11 protein-coding genes are annotated in these 15,252 nt (G+C 64.4%); 5 read left to right on the top strand and 6 right to left on the bottom strand.

All coding sequences use genetic code 11. From position 1 onward, the window contains the following. Positions 1–151: 151 nt before the first annotated feature. Together O7610_RS26985 and O7610_RS26990 are read right to left on the bottom strand one after the other, a co-directional pair. Entirely contained in the window at positions 152–1,246 is a 1,095-nt protein-coding gene (locus O7610_RS26985; protein WP_289212132.1) for a three-Cys-motif partner protein TcmP, read from the bottom strand. A gap of 100 nt (positions 1,247–1,346) precedes the next feature. Further along, the gene (locus O7610_RS26990) at positions 1,347–2,144 is read right to left on the bottom strand and encodes a DUF5131 family protein (RefSeq protein ID WP_289212133.1); all 798 of its coding nucleotides are present in this window, start codon (positions 2,142–2,144) and stop codon (positions 1,347–1,349) included. Between O7610_RS26990 and O7610_RS26995 the strand changes: the two genes are divergently transcribed. From O7610_RS26995 to O7610_RS27010, 4 genes are all read left to right on the top strand, one after another. Continuing rightward, on the top strand, positions 2,072–2,764 hold the full coding sequence (locus tag O7610_RS26995; RefSeq protein WP_289212134.1) for an alpha-amylase family glycosyl hydrolase: 693 nt from the start codon (positions 2,072–2,074) through the stop codon (positions 2,762–2,764). The genes O7610_RS26990 and O7610_RS26995 overlap by 73 nt on opposite strands. Positions 2,765–3,017: 253 nt before the next feature. After that, on the top strand, positions 3,018–4,127 hold the full coding sequence (locus tag O7610_RS27000; RefSeq protein ID WP_289212135.1) for an ATP-binding protein: 1,110 nt from the start codon (positions 3,018–3,020) through the stop codon (positions 4,125–4,127). Continuing rightward, entirely contained in the window at positions 4,052–4,966 is a 915-nt protein-coding gene (locus tag O7610_RS27005; RefSeq protein WP_353850302.1) for an ATP-dependent nuclease, read from the top strand. The genes O7610_RS27000 and O7610_RS27005 overlap by 76 nt, the downstream gene beginning before the upstream one ends. Then, positions 4,963–6,522, top strand: a complete 1,560-nt coding sequence (locus O7610_RS27010; protein ID WP_289212137.1) for a UvrD-helicase domain-containing protein — start codon at positions 4,963–4,965, stop codon at positions 6,520–6,522. The genes O7610_RS27005 and O7610_RS27010 overlap by 4 nt, the downstream gene beginning before the upstream one ends. Before the next feature lie 220 nt (positions 6,523–6,742). On the opposite strand, the gene O7610_RS27015 is transcribed toward O7610_RS27010, so the two are convergent. The 4 genes from O7610_RS27015 to O7610_RS27030 form a co-directional block, all read right to left on the bottom strand. Further along, positions 6,743–10,186 (bottom strand): NACHT domain-containing protein, encoded by a 3,444-nt coding sequence (locus O7610_RS27015; protein WP_289212138.1) that lies wholly within the window; start codon positions 10,184–10,186, stop codon positions 6,743–6,745. A gap of 311 nt (positions 10,187–10,497) precedes the next feature. After that, positions 10,498–12,153, bottom strand: a complete 1,656-nt coding sequence (gene tnpC / locus O7610_RS27020; protein WP_289212139.1) for an IS66 family transposase — start codon at positions 12,151–12,153, stop codon at positions 10,498–10,500. A gap of 429 nt (positions 12,154–12,582) precedes the next feature. After that, a complete protein-coding gene (locus O7610_RS27025; protein ID WP_289212140.1) occupies positions 12,583–13,512 on the bottom strand; it encodes an SUMF1/EgtB/PvdO family nonheme iron enzyme in 930 nt (309 codons plus the stop codon). Positions 13,513–13,575: 63 nt separating this feature from the next. Continuing rightward, a complete protein-coding gene (locus O7610_RS27030; protein ID WP_289212141.1) occupies positions 13,576–14,349 on the bottom strand; it encodes an aminotransferase class IV family protein in 774 nt (257 codons plus the stop codon). A gap of 488 nt (positions 14,350–14,837) precedes the next feature. On the opposite strand from O7610_RS27030, the gene O7610_RS27035 reads away from it, so the two are divergent. After that, positions 14,838–15,251, top strand: coding sequence for a DivIVA domain-containing protein (locus O7610_RS27035; protein WP_289212142.1), 414 nt, complete (start codon positions 14,838–14,840; stop codon positions 15,249–15,251). The last annotated feature ends 1 nt before the right edge of the window (position 15,252 follow it).

Genomic DNA, 15,252 nt, shown 5'->3' on the forward strand with positions numbered 1-15,252 from the left:
TCGAGTTTCGCCCGGTAGATCGTTGCACGATCACAATCGCTGGATACCTTATCGGCATTTTGGCGAGTCGGTGTTTGAACAGCATCCCCTGCCCGTTGATGCCGGGCGGCAGGGGACGCTGCGCCAGTGATTAGCTATGTCCACCGCACGACTAGACGGAAGATGCCTCGACCAGGGAGACGACCGAGGAGCGCCAGAGAGCTCCGCGACCTTGAATGCTCAAGACGCCTTGATCCATGAGTGGTTTTAGCGCCTTGATGACGTGCTCCGGTCGGTACACCGTCTCCAACAGCGCAAACTCACGTAGGTCCTCGACACGAACCGGGCCACTGCCCCTTAACCGTTGGGTGAGCAGCCGGGTCAGCGGTCCGAGTACCGGTTGGTTTACGTCGAACAGCGTTTCAGCCTGCTCGTCGCGGGGGTCACGGAAGCCGACGCCCTGGGCGCGGTCTACCTCCCAGAGGCTGTCCTTCATCTTCTGCACGCCGAGGGGATGGCCGGTGCCAAAGATTAGGTAGAGCGGCTGTCCCGTTCTTGGGATCAGCTCGAAGTCCAGAAGGTAGGGAAACCCTGCCGCACGGAGTGCTTGCCGGTAGCAGGTGAGGATGTGCCGGCGCTTCGCTTCTGGTGCCAGATCCACCACCGTTCGCCAGGTAGGGTCGCCGCCGAATACCGCGTCGCTGGCTTCGCCGTGTTTACTGACGAAGCGTACGAAGTGCTGTGGATAAAGAGTAACAATAACCTCACTGGAGACGTTTCCGGCCAAACGCCGCAGGAGGCGATACGGCACCGGAGCGTTTCCCCAGGAGTCGAGGTTAGCGAAAATCGGCTGTCCCCAGGCGCGCATCTCGTCGAGGGTAGCCTCTAGGTGTGTGGCGCAGGTGCCATGAACGACCTTCACGGGCATGGCGGCGTCGGTGCGTGGCCGTTCGGGGAATTCCTTCTTGAGGGTCTTCAGGAGCATGTCAACACAGCGTTGGTCGTCGTCGATGAACGCGAAGCGGGCGACGCCCTTAGCCTTGGGTACCTTGGCGACGAGCGCCCGCATCGCGATGACCGGAGAGCCCGGCTCGCCGCCCTTATAGACCCCAGGGCCGGAGAATCCTTCGGCGTAGGTGACCGACGGATAGGCGTTGGCACCAGCGAGCAAGATCGGGAACCATCTCTCCAGATATCGCTGGTAGATGTCGTGCTTCGCACCCGTGTGGGGCGCACAATCCCATGGCACATCACCATCGACCGGCATCGCACCTCCTGGCTACCGGATGTGAGAGTCCAGTTTCTCATCGTTGCCCCTTCGAGGGAACCTGTCGGCAGGCCAAGCTCCGGACGAAGTCACCAGGCTGTCACTGCGCCTGTACGGCTGCAGCGACGAGACGAGGCATTTCGGAGTACTCCCGTCCGTCTAGCTCTCGGCCGCCCGCCTTCGGGGTGCGTCCTCCCCACTGCTTGAAGAAGAAGGCTGTTCCCGCAGCACTGCACCGGTCTCGGAGGTCTCTAACCCACTGCGGGTCCGCTGGCCGATGGTTTAGTCCGGACTCGCCGCCGGCGATGAGCCAGTCGATCCCGGCTAGATTCAGGTCAGTTAGTGGGCCGAGTAGGGGCTCTGCTGAGATGAATCGGACGGTAGCTGGAACCCGCCGCAGGTCGTCAACGCGCGACAGCTCCGTCGCGTCCTCCACACTGACCCCGATCCACACGTTGGGGGACCACTCCAGCTGCGGTGCCACCTTCGCCAACCTGGCAGCTCGCTTGGTCAGGAGCTGGTAGGTGTGCTGCGGCGTGTCACGCATCACCTCGAACACGCGCTGCACGAACGGCAATGGCACACGAGCGTGGAAGAGGTCAGACATTGAGTTCACAAACACGATCCGTGGATCCCGCCAGCGTCGAGGAATATCCAACGCGGCTTCGTGAACGGCAACCCCAAAGCCGGGGCCAGATGTTCGCGGATCGCCGTCGGTCTGATACTTGGCCGAGCCCATAGCTTTCAGCCGTTTGGACAGCGCCAAGGCGTAGCAGTTATCGCAGCCCCGGGAGATGCGGTCACACCCGGTCGTGGGATTCCACGTTGCCTCTGTCCACTCGATGGGACTCCGGTCCGCCACCAAATCACCTCCCCGTAAGACTATCTTGTCGAACATCCGTACGATGCGGAAGGGGATCTCTCAAGATCGCTGCTCAGGTCGTACGGCGGTGTCGCGTCACCGCGTACAACGGACTGGGAAGTCCAGGGACGCTGCAGCTGCTCGGTTCGCATGATTCGGCCCGGATCCGGACGGTGGTGGGGGACGCGGCGCGGCAGGAGGTGGCGGCTGGGTTGCAGTTCACGTTGCCGGGGATGCCGATGGTGTTCGCCGGGGATGAGTTGGGGTTGCGGGGGGAGAACGGGGAGGGTTCGCGGACGCCGATGCCGTGGGATCGGCCGGGCTCGTGGGACGGTGCGACGTTCGGGGTGTATCGGGCGTTGGTGGCGTTGCGTCGGGAGGTGCCGGAGCTTCGGCATGGCGGCCTTCGTTGGGTGTACGTCGATGACGACGCACTGGTCTATCTGCGGGAGTCGCCGTCCGGGTCGGTGTTGGCGTTGGCCCGGCGGGCGTCGGGTGCTCCGGTGCGGTTGACCGGTCTGGTGGCCCCGTCGTCCGCTGCTGCTCCGGCGCTCGTCAACCTGTACGGCGGCGCACCACCGCTACGCCCGGCCGCCGACGGCACCCTGACCCTGCCCGCAGCCGGCCCCACCTTCCAACTCTGGCGCCTCCCCTGACCCGCTGGCCTGCCCCGAGCTATACGCCAGCCATGTCTACACCCGAGCGCGACGTGCCTGGTGCACAGCTCGGTACACCACGGCTCCCCCACCGGCTGTCCGTAGTCAAACAGCGACTCTTGCTGAGCCACCAGGGTCAACTGGGGTGCGTACGGGCATGACGGCGGACGAGGGAGCGTGATCTAGTGCTCAGCCGCTACTATGAGCGATCCTGACGACGTCACCAGACGGGGGGCCTGTGCACCTAAGCAAAGTGATCGTTCGTGGGTTCCGGGCCAGCGTCCACCACGACATCGAATGTGTGTTCCCTGGACGCTTCACGGTCCTGGTAGGGGCCAACAACGTCGGCAAGACAACGATCTGCGACGCCCTATCTCTGGCGCACCGGCACGTCTTTCCGAGGCTTCCGCGGCCGTCATCGGCGACGCTCGGCACGGGGGACCGCAGTATTGACGTCGAGTACGCATACGCCTTGGATCCCAGCCAGGAAGGGCCACTGGGCCGCCACATGTTTGCTCAGAGCGGTGTACAAGCCGCTGGAGCGGCAGGAGCGTGGACGTACACGCTGTCCCGCAATCTCGGCCGGGTCGGCTCCCAGGTGTCGGTGAACGCCGAGTTGAACGAGCGAGTTCGCTTCATCTATCTGCCAGCTTGGCGGAACCCGCTCGATGAACTCGCCCGGCGCGAAGCTCGTATTCTCGTGGAACTGCTTCGCGCCCAGCAGCAGCGGCTGACTGGTTCGCGGAACCTAACTCACTTGCGCAGCAAGGCCGCCGGCCTTCTGGACTCGCTCGCCCGCGACGGGGTACTTCAACTACTCGAGCAGCGCGTCACGGCCCACCTGTCCGCGCTCACGGCGGGCGTCTCACCCCAGTGGCCGTTCATCCGTGGCCAAGCCATCGACGACCAATACCTCGCCCGCGTTCTGGAATTGATGATTGCTGCGGTACAAGATCGGGCACAAGCCCGCAACCTCGAAGTCTCAGGACTCGGCTATGTCAATCTATTGCACATCGCTGTCACTCTCGCTGCGATTCCCGACCTGGAACACGGCGACGACGTCGAGGAAGTCCAGCAGCCAGCCGCCGTTCCGGACGTAGACGCCCCGAGCCAGCCGCAGGACCTGGCCGGCAGCAACGCGCAGGTCCCAACCGGGGACATCGGCGTCTCTGATATCTCCAGTAGCGGCGATCCGAAACAAACTCCAGAGGACCTCTTGGCTCAGGCCCGCGCCGAACGTGACTCCGAGGAGGACTCCTTTTTCCGGCGAACGCATTCCACGCCACCGTGGTCATTGAGGAGCCAGAAGCGCATCTGCACCCCCAACTGCAGCATGGCCTGGTTCGGTACTTACGGTCCGTAGTGCGACGTCGACCAGAGCTTCAAGTTGTCTTGTCGAGCCATGCCCCTGACGTGATCACCACCTGCCGGCCGGAAGAAGTTGTGGTCCTGCGCCGTACTCACGACGACGCCCACGTCGCTCGCCCGGTCGCGCTACTGCCGATCCCAGACCGAGAAGCGGTGCTCCGCAAAGCTAGACTGCACATGGACGCGACTCGATCATCTGCGCTCTTCGCACAACGCCTGATCCTCGTCGAAGGGGTCACCGACGCAGCCGTACTCCGCCAGTTCGCTCGCGCGTGGGCCGGCGCTGATCCGGATAAGACGGCGTTCGTTGACGCCATGACGGTAGTCGTTATGGGCTGGAAGGTAGGCCCATGGCCGGTGCAGTTGCTCGCCACCCGTGGCTTTGAGCTGGCTGACAAAGTCGCCATCCTCGGCGACAGCGATGTCGTTATCGAAGCCGACCCTGTACCCCCGAGGTGGATGGCGGACTACGCCGCCGAGACGGTGCGGTACTTCACCAGCCATCCCACGCTGGAGCCTTCGCTGACAGAGGGCAACGAAACCCTCGTCACGGCTGCCTTGGCCGAGGTCGGTGTGGAGGTACCCGCCGAGGTCTCCCAGGCTAGTATCACCGAACTATTCCGGAGCGCCAGCCGGCGCGGCGGCATTCTCACACCATCCGGTCCCGCAGCCAAACGCAAAGGCGAGTTTGCCCTCGCTCTAGCCGGGCTGTTGGAGGAACGCATCGACGCCGACCCTGCGTCGGTGCACGTTCCTGAGCACATGGTCCAGATGTTCGATTTCCTCACCGAGCCCGGCTCGATCCCCTCGCCCGAACCCAAGTTGCCGTTTTGAGCCGAGTTCTGTCAGCAGGGGACCACCCCGAAGGCCCCGCTCCTGCCGAAGCGTCCCGCACCGCTCGGGCACGAACTCGGCTGACTCAGGAACAGCTTTTGGCAGCCACAGCCGACGAACCGTGTGTGTTCATCGAAGCGGCACCCGGTTCCGGCAAGACGACCGTGGCGGCGCAACGATTCGGGCTGCTGCGCTTCACCAACGTCAGCGACGAACGTGCTGTCGTAGCGCTCAGTTTCACTCGCGCCGCGACCCGCGAACTCAGACAACGCATCATCCAGGCTTGGGGGCGTTCGGCGCTCACCTCGCCGCATCGGGTCATCACCATCGACACGATGCTCTGGGAACTGCTGACCTTCTTGCTGCGCGCCGGTCATATCAGCTGGCCAGGCGGCCGTGTCGACCTTGAGGTGATGGACACATGGAAGCTACATGCTGACCACAACTGGACCACCTATGAGCCGTACTTGAAGCTCGATGGACGGACAGTGACCCCGACCGTCCGGTTCGCCTCGCATCGGAGGAGCCGGGTTGACCGTGCTCAGTTCGACGCAGCCATTCGCGCGGGAACGTGTACTCACGACGACGTGCGTTCGGTACTAGACGCGGCGATCCGTGATTCGCAACTGCGCAAGCTACTGGCAGACCGAATCGCTGAGTCGGTTCGTATGTTGATCGTCGACGAGGTCTTTGACGCTAACCCGCTCGATCTCAACTTGGTCAGGTCCGCCGCCCAGCGGGGCGTTGCCGTTACCATCATCGGTGATCCTTGGCAGGCGCTGTATCGATTCCGGGGAGCGGGCCCGCACCTCGTGCCCCAGTTGGCGAGTCAGTGTGGATTCGTTACTTATCCTCTCACTCAGTCGTTCCGTTTTACCAGCGAACAGAGCCAGACTCTGGCCCGGAAGCTGCGTTCAAAAAACCCAGTGGTCCTTCCTCGACGTGATGGGCAGCCGGTCGACGTCGTCTTGGCCAGCACCTGGAAGGAACTCTGGGAAATAGGTGGTGATGTATTGCCTTTGTCGTTCGGCACGCCGGACAGCGTCCCAGCGGCCGCTGCCCTGCTGCTGGTCAATCAACTTACCGTGAGTACCTTCGACACCGCAGCCGTGTTCCGCGACGAGGCACTGACGCAACTCGGCATTGTGGACGTCGACGCTCTGGTCCGGCTCGAGCCACTATTGGCCGATATTCTTCGATCTCTACGCAAGCTGGCAGGCTCGAGGGTAGACGAGAAGTCCGTCGTCGACCAGTGCTGGGAAGACCTGGTGGCGGCGATAGGGAAGGAATCGTCGCGACGATTTCCCCGCCGACACAGTGCGCACACCGCCAGGCTGGTCGCGATCGGCGCTCACCTGATGGATAACACGAATCGGCGACTCGTTCCTGGTCTAACCGTCCATCAGGCAAAAGGTCGAGAATGGCCGCAAGTGGGCATGCGGATTACGCAATCGGATGCGGTAAGGTTGAGCAATGGACTCGATGAGACAGCCGAAGTCGATCGCACTCTGTACGTGGCTCTTACCCGAGGCAAAAAGCTAACCGTAGCGATATGATGGCCGCCTAAATAGTTCTTTTCCTCGCCCTTGCGGAACCACACCAAGGTCATAAGTGGCTGGTGGGTACAGGCCAACGCCTAGCCGCCCTCGTGTGCCCGCCACCCGATGCTAGATGCGCACCGCCGCAGGCGATCAGAGTTGTCCCCGGTCAGCCCAGGTCAGGCACCCTTGGGTGTTTTCGGCTCTTGCGTTTACTTCTTCGCATATCGGCAGAATGCTAGTTAGGGTTATCCTGACTCTCGGGGGGAGAGGCATAACTGCGCCAGAGTCGCCCGGCAGATTCAACCGAGAGTGCCTCTCGTGTCGCTGCAGCTCCATGCTTGGCTAGAAAATCATTAGGAAGTGTCTCCAAGAGTGCGGCGATTAGCCATTGCGCCGTCTCGCTGTTTATGAGCATCGTCAGCTCGTTGTGGCCCCAGTCGCTTGGTATTGCTCCAAGTATGGCCAGACGCAGATGCGGCATCCGGTATGCGCGGCTGATCTCGGCGAGCATCGCCAAGTCGACAACGTCGTGATGGCCTGCCTGTAGTGAGTGGACACTGCGCAAAAGGCGTTCGGCGAGGTCGGGATAGCCCCGCCCGATCAGCTCACGAAGTAGCGACGCAACCAGCCTGGTGCTGAGTCCTTCTGGGCTCTGGTCGCCAGGGCTGGCTAGCGCGATGGTATGTTCCAGCACTGCAATCAACACGGCATCGGTCCAGGCCGCCGTTCCGGCAGCAGTCAACGGCCGGTACCATCTAATGTCCAACTCGTTGACCAGGCCGTCGATGATCTCTGAGAACGGGGCATCGGCGGCCTCATCACCGCCGAGTGCGATTGCGATAGCACGAGCGAGGGTCATCTGCCCTACGTCGCTCTGGAACGGCGGGTCGCCAAGGCAACCGCCGGTTGGCCGGACCGCATCCCACACCAACGCTGCCGACCTGAGCGGCACGTTGCCCGATAGTCGCGCCTCGGCACGCAGCCGGAAAATCTCCCGGTCGGCGGCTCGCGCGTTCCTTGGAGCGTCGTTGGCGACGTGACGGATGGAAACCCCCGACTCCGCTACTCGAGCCTCGAGAGATTGGATTGTTGTGTCCCAGTCGTCGGGGTCGAGCTGCGACTTCCAGAGCGCCGTCAGTTGGGACCAGGCCCGAGTTGGGCTGTTGCCTAGCGCGGTCTCGCCGAGTAGTGCCTCACCACGGCTGACCGTGCACATCATCAGAACCAGATTCAGACTCCAGACGGCTGCCGTGGCAATGGCTCCCAAGTTGCGGGGACGGTAGATACTGTTTGGTAGGCCGTCACGGTAAGCGGTGCGCAGTGTCGCTGAGAGTGCCTCGGTGACCGCAGCACGGTCGAGATTGCTGCGTTCGACCATCTCGATCAGAAAAAGGACGATCTGACGTTCCCCGACGAGCGGGCGGAAGGCCAGGTAAGGACGCAGATGGGTGGCGACAGTATCCGCTAGTGCGCCAGCGCCCCACGCCATCGGTAGGCGTGTCGCCGTCGCGATCCGGGCCAGTGCAGCCGCCAACTCGCGGGCCACGAAGAACTCGCCGAATGTGGCGTGCAGGAACTCGTACCCGTGGCGGATTATCGCGTCGTCAGCACGCACTTCGTACCGATAGAGGAAGAAGAACTGGCTGGCGACGACGTCAGCTGGTACCTGGGAGTTCGGTGCTGTGGCCGACACTCGACGGAGGTCGAGTTGGTCCAGATCAGCTTCGACCTCGGCGCGGGAGATGAACTTGCGACCTCGGTTGAGCATGCCGACGGCGATGGCGGATAGCTCGGTGAGTCTCTCCTCCTTCATCTGCTCATACCGCTCCGCTTGCTCGGTGTTGCGGGAGTCCTTAGCTAGTTCGCGGGTGACGAATCGGCGTAACAGCTTCTCGTAGAGGTCGACCTTTGTGAGGTGCGGCTCTCGGCGCAGGGCGTTGCCGTCGGCGTCATACAGTGCCAACATCAGCAGTAAAAGAGGCTGACTTGCTAGGTCGCGATGCCTACGCAGGGTATCCGCCGTGAGAGAGTGTAGTCCGTGCATCGAGAAGTAGTGCTGATTGGTGGTATTCCAGATACCGAGCCATTGATTAAGTTGCTCTTCGTCAAATGCCTCGAGATTGATCGCTACAGTGTTGACGGGCACGTACACGCGGTCCATGACCAGGGTCCGTGCCGTCACGATCACCGCAGTAGGCCGGCTCAGCTCGGCCTCGGTCTCCTGGAACCGCTCGACTCGTTCGAGGTACCGGCCGAGCCCATCCTGGCCGGACAGTTGTAGGAGCTCGTCTAGACCGTCCAGCACGACGACTCGTATTAGGTTGTCGGTTTCGTCGCTCAACTCTCGCCAGCCGTAAGTGCCGTTCGAGTTGATCCGGAGCGACCGGTCGATCTGCTCCACGATGGATGCGCTTGAGTCGACGCTGCGCAGCTCGACTCTGACGGTGACGTATCTGGTAGCTGGAAGCTGGGCTGCGATCACTCGGCTGAGCACCGACTTGCCTGCACCAGGGTGGCCTAGGATGAGCAAGGGCTTCACCGTGGCCCGAGGCGTCATAAGGTACGAGACCAGGTGGGCTGCGAGGTCACCGCGGAGAGGCTGCTCGGACCACCAGCTCTCCTGCGCGAAGAGGATGCTGGCGGATTGAGTGCCGGCGTCGGCGATCCGGAACTGGGGGTTGATGTAGCCTTCCCCCGTTGTGGGGAACGATAGACCCGGAAGGTCGTCCGCGATACCAGGCCGTAGAACCGGCTTGCTGAGCACCATGGTCTGAAGTCGGTTGTGCGCCGCAAGTATTCGATCTGGCGTCTGTGAGGCTCGAAGGTGCGACGGTTCGATCGCCTCTACAATGCTTGAGAGGTGCCCTAAAGCATGTTCCTGCTCCCGAGTGGCGGACGCTAGCTCGTTGATCCTGTTGGCGAGCCGGCAGCTTTCCTCGGATGACAACATTTGCTGCTGTCTTACGAGGTTTCGGGTGACAGTAAGATCAGTGATGAGGATCCATGCGAGGAATGCTGGAACATCGCCGGCTAGTCTCAAATAATTGACCCGAAACCTATCCAATGCTGCCTGCGGAAGGAACCTGCTCAGTTCAGCGGTAATCTCCTCGCGCCGTGTTTCGCTTACCTCGTCCCATCGGGCCAGCCCTTGGATGTATGCCTTGGCCTGGTCCGCAAGGCTCTGGTAAAGGTTCCGTACCTCGTCGCAGACGTCTTCGAAGGAGCGAGTCGGGCCGGGCGACTCAATGGTGATTTGCCGTGACCAGTCGATAATCCTTCGTGATCGACTCCCTCGCGCGTGCTCCGACCGCTGCCGCTGACCAGCCCAGGTCTTGATCTCATTGCTCCAGCCTCCCTTAGCGTCTATCTGCGTCAGACGTCTGGCCAACTCCTCGGTGAAGGAGGTCATGACGAGGACGGCGTGCGCGGCGGTGAGAACGGTCGCATGCTGGGTGATCGGCCCGTTGTCCAGTCTGTCCTTGACGCGGGCGAGTACAGTGTTGAGCGTCTTCACCAGTTCAGCTTTGGCGTCGAACAACGACAAGACCACATCAGGCGCGATTGGCGCGGCTGCCAGCAGTCCGAGTCCCAGTACCGCGTCGAGCTGCTGGACCATGGCGCTCTCTCCGGTCAGGATCTTGACCGCGTCGCCGTAGCTGAGTGCGAGTGCTCCGGCCAAGACAATCGGACCTCATCTCTTGCTGTATCGGCGAGGAGCATTCTACTTTGTGTGGTGCCTGCTCCGGCGTCGGCCTGCCGGCTCCGGTGAAGGTCATGCCCTGCGTGTCAGGGCACAGACCGCCAGTACGGCAGCTACCGAAGGTGACTTGCTTGGGCAATGGCGGGCAGCGAAGCGCTCGTCTCTGCAGGTCGTGCTGCGGAGGCGTAAGTAGTCCCAAGTCTCGTGGGGTTGGGCGACGCGGTTTGTGGGCATGCTGATGGTCGGCGTGGCCGGGTGTGGCGTCGCCGTCGCGGTGGTCGGTGTGGGTGTCAGCCGGTCGGGGGTGGCTGGGCCCAGGTGTGCAGGTCGGCGGGGGACGCGGTCCAGGGCAGGAATCGTTGGAGGTCGGGGCCGGTCAGGGGTCTGCCGCCGTTGCGACCGCAGGCGTCGAGGTAGGCGGTGAGGTAGGTCAGGACGTTGAGGCCGGCCTGTTCGGCGGTGGCGGTGACGGTCCAGACGGTCGCGGCGAGGCGCGCGGCGTCGTCGGTGCGGGAGCCGTAGGCGTTCTTGCGGGTGATGACGGGCCGTCGCAGTGCCCGCTCGGACGTGTTGTTGTCCAGGCTGATCATCGGGTAGTCGCGGTGCGCGGTCAGGCCGTCCCACTCGCGGTCCAGGGTGGCCAGGGCCTTCTTCGCGGGTTGTTGCAGGCCGGGGCTGGCCATCTGGGCCTGCCGGGCGGTGTCGATCGCCTGCAGGGCGGTGTCCCAGGCGGTGTACGCGTCGTCCAGCCGGGTCGCCGCCGTCCCTGCGGCGGCCGTGGATGCGTTCCACGCGTCGGTCAGCTCGTCGTGGGCGTGGTACAGGGCCTTGATCCGGTCCAGCCAGTGTCGGGTCCAATACGCCAGTTGGGTCGGGTTCGCGTCCCCGGCGCGCACGAAGTACCGGCGGACATGGGCCCAGCAGTACAGGTTGGTCAGGCCGTCGGTCCTACGCCCGGCCGAGGCGTAGACGGTGTAGAAGTCGCTGGAGACGACCAGCCGCCGTGGCCCACCATCAGCGTGCGGGGTCAGCTGTCCGGTGGCGGTGTCGATCCCGGCGTGGCGGGCCAGAACAGCGCCGGCGCGGGTCGGGTCCATCACGAAACAGGTGGTGTCCGCGCCGATGAACACCCACAGCCACCAGCGGGCCGGCCCGTCACCACCATCGGGGGTGAACACGTGCCACGACGTCTCGTCGGCGTGCGGATGCCACGAATCACGGGACCGGGCGACGATCCGCTCCTGCAACGGCGCCAGCAACGTCCCGGCGGCCGCGCAGGTCCCGACCAACGTCGAGGAGCTGACCTCGGCGCCCTGGCGTGCCAGCCCGGCGATCAGGGAGTTCTGGGAGCGCCCGGCCACGAACCGTTCGACCAGCAGCATCGCGATGAACCCGTTACTGAACCGGCCCTTGCCGACCGCTTTCGGCGGGCCCGGCGCGGTCACCGTCCTCGCCCCGGCACACCGGCACCGCCGCCGGTACCGGCGCCGACGGTGCACCACCACCCGCACCGTCACCCGCCAATCGACCTGCTCGAAGGCGTGATCGTCGAACGCCTCGAACCGCGACGAACAGTCCGGGCAGCAGTACCCGCCCCCGGCGAAGTCCCACACCACCTCCACCCGCGGCAGATGCGAGTAATCCCTGCGACCGGCCCGCCCTCCCGGCCCCCGCCGCGGTGCCCTCTCCCGCTCACGCTCGCCAGGCTCACCGCCATACCCACCCTGGCCGTCACCGTCGCCCGCCGTCGGCTGCGGCCGAACCCGCTCCGACGAACGCCCGAACACCAACCGCTGCAACACCGCCAACTCCGCCGACACCCGCTCCAACTCGGCCTCACGCCGCACATCACGTTCCCGCAACCGCTCGTTCTCCACCCGCAGCGCCGCGTTCTCCTCCCGCAACTGCCCGGCCAACCGCTCCCACCGCTCGTTGGCCTCCACCACCCGAGCCAGCGCAGACCTCAACCCCGCGTCAGCATCCGCCTCCACCGAAGCACCAACCGAGACCGTCACGGCCGCAAATCAACACCACCACGGCTGCCGGAGCACGCACCAACTGTCCGACTACACAAAGTCACCCACGGGAACTGGGACTACTTACGCGGAGGCAGCCACAGTGGCGGCGTTGCTACTTCCCGGCGACGAAGACGCTGCGTCCCGGCTGTGGGCGTACCGGCAGGCTGCTGACCGGACTTCCGGCGCGGGGTTGACGGTCGAGATCGGTGGACTGTTTGCCATCGCCTCGTCGGTGCCTGCCACATTGCCGCAGGTGGCATTTTCGTGGTGCCGGGGTTGCGCTGGGACATTCACGCTTACGTGATCGCTCGTCTCCAACGGCTGCGGCCGGAAGCCTTCGGAGCTGCGACCCTGGCGTCAGGCAGCCAGTAGTGCTTGCATGGCGTCGGCCATCACGACGCACCGGAATCCGGTGTCGTCGTCGAGCATGGAGGCGTCGGCATCGTTGAAGTTCGAGGGTGTGGCTCGTTCGAAGCCGCTGGTGAAGGCACTGCCTTTGAGTTCGAAGCGGGCCGGTGTGGTCTCGGTCCGACACCACTCCCAGACGTTGCCACATAGGTCGAAGACCCCGTAGATGCTCGTTCCGCTCTGGTAACGGCCGACGGGTGTGGTGTCTCTGATGCCGCCTTCGCGGACATTGCACTTGGCAGGGGTCGGCTGGTTGCCCCAGGGGTAGACGCTGCCGGCGGGGCCTCGCGCTGCCTTCTCCCACTGCTGCGAACTCGGCAGGCTCTTGTCCGCCCAGCGTGCATAGGCGCTCGCGTCGTTCCAGGTCACGAAGACCACTGGGTGGTCGGCCAGTTCCGAGGGGCAGATGCCTCCCGCCCAGTGGCCGGGAGGCTTGTAGCCGGTCGCGTCGATGAACCGCGAATAGTCCGCGTTCGTCGTGGGATGGACGTCGATGTAGAAGGCGGGAAGCCAGACTGGCTTGTTGTTCGCGCCGCTGAGATACACGCCGGCGTCGATCAGCGCCATCTGCTTGCCGTCCGCCGGATGACGTACATGGGCAGTCTCGGGCGGCGGAGTCTGCTCGGGTATCGATGCGATGGCTGACGCGTCGATCTGCAGCGCGAAGCGTGCCTGCGCATCGGCGCCGGCACGCTCGAGTGAGGTGTCGAGCGCGGCCTGGTTCATCGGGCGTGGCTTGATCGACCGACCACCAGCTTCCCATTTGGACACCATGCGGTCTGACACGCCCAGGTGTTCGGCGAACTCCCGAACGCTCATCCGGCGCGCTTCGCGTAGTGCCCGGACCTCCTTGCCGGACCACTGACGTACGGTGGTCACCTGCGACTCCTCCACTTCATCGTCGCGGGTCAAGTGTCGCTGCATGTTCCGATGCGAGGCTTGTCAGAGTGGCTCGCCGGGGATGGCGCTGTATTCCTTACGGATCTGCTCGATCAGCGGAACCGTATCGGCCCATCGGACCGCGTCGACCGCGACGATATCCCGGACTCCCACCGCAGCGTTGGTGGCAAACGCTGCGGTGTAGCGGTCCAGCTCCGCCAGGTTGACGCGGCGCTGAAGCCCCGCACGCTCCTGCTGGATCAGCGCCATCGTGATTCCCGGCAGGACGGGTGCCTGCGGCCACACGACCTCGTCGCCTTCGACCAGGCCGATGTTCCAGGTCGCCCCTTCGGAGATGAAACCCTCGCCGTCCACGAGCAGGACGTCATCGAAGCCAGCGAGCTGAGCCTGCCGGCGGTGGTACAGCGTCGCGAACAGTCCGATGTGCTTGACGGCTGGAGCGTCCCTGTCGTACGCGCAGGCGGTGAGCGTCAGCGGCTGCGGCGGAACCAACGAGGCTGGGCGCGTCGTGACGAGCACCTGAGGGCTTGATGCGCTGGCGGGATGCCCAAGTTCGAGATCCGGGTCGAACACCGTGACCCGGGCGACGATCGACTCGGCAGAACCGTCCACCGCCTGGCGGACATAGCTGCGTACCTCGTCTCGATCGAGTTCCGCGCCGAAGAGTACGCGACAGTCCCTCGTCAGCCGGTCAAGGTGCAGCGTTAAGCCGCGCACCCGGCCGCCGTCCACTCGCATGGACGTGAAGTGACCGTAGTTGGAGAGACCGAGGATCTTCAATTGATCTAGATCAACCGGCCGGCCGTTCAGCAGCATGGTGCCAGTCTCTCGCATTGCTCCGATTCCCGGCACTGCTGGGTCTGCCAAGTTCGGCAGAAGTTCGGCACCGAGGTGGCAGAACGACATTCCCCGATGCTTCCGAGGGGCGCGAGTATGGCTACGCCCCGTTACGGCCGACCGGTCCATGACGTCGGTAGCTCCCTTTCCGCGCCACCGCGCCCGATGAAGAGGAGAGTCCCTTGCTCGACGAAAGCAACATCCGAGCCGATCATCCACTCGTTCGGCTACCCGGGCAGCCTACTGCTGCCGCAGAAGGGTGGAGTCGATCCCGGTGTTCGGCTGACTAAGCCGCCGAGACGCCCGTACCAGCGGCCCTGTGGGCGTACCGCCGTTTGTGGCTGCGTGCGCAGGGCGGGCGGCCCGGCCTCCGCGCCCCCGTTCGGGGTCGGGCCGCCCATCCCACCTTCCCCACCGAACCGCGATGTAGCGGCGATCCCGTGACCTTCGAAAGGGCGGTCCCACCCGTGCGCAGACTCCTCGACCTTGTCCTGTTCCCCCGGCGTACCCGGCGGCAGTCCCGGCTGCTCGCCAGCCTCGCCAACCAGACCCGGCCACCCGCCCGGCCTCCCGCCGCTGCTGCCGGCGGCGGGTCGCGTCCGCCGGCCCGGCACGGCGGCAACGCCGCCACCCACCTCTACTACGGCACGAGCGTGGTGCGGCCGTCGATCAGCCCCGGGCTGGTCCGCGACCGGCGGTTCCCGGTCCGCACCCGGCGCGGTTGCGACCCGACCGAGGTACGCGCCTTCCTGCACCTGGTCGCCGACGAGTTGACGGCGGTGCGGGCCGAGTTGGCGGTCACCCGGGACGAGAACGTGCGGATCAAGCAGGCGTTGCGGGACTGGCAGTCGCGGCAGGTCCAGGCCGGGATGCCGGCCTGAT

The organism is Solwaraspora sp. WMMA2065 (assembly GCF_030345075.1).
Classification (GTDB): Bacteria; Actinomycetota; Actinomycetes; order Mycobacteriales; family Micromonosporaceae; genus Micromonospora_E.

Coding starts and splice junctions, on each gene's coding strand:
- O7610_RS26985 (WP_289212132.1), bottom strand. CDS start 1,246: ATGCCGGTCGATGGTGATGTGCCATGGGATTGTGCGCCCCACACGGGT.
- O7610_RS26990 (WP_289212133.1), bottom strand. CDS start 2,144: ATGTTCGACAAGATAGTCTTACGGGGAGGTGATTTGGTGGCGGACCGG.
- O7610_RS27030 (WP_289212141.1), bottom strand. CDS start 14,349: ATGCTGCTGAACGGCCGGCCGGTTGATCTAGATCAATTGAAGATCCTC.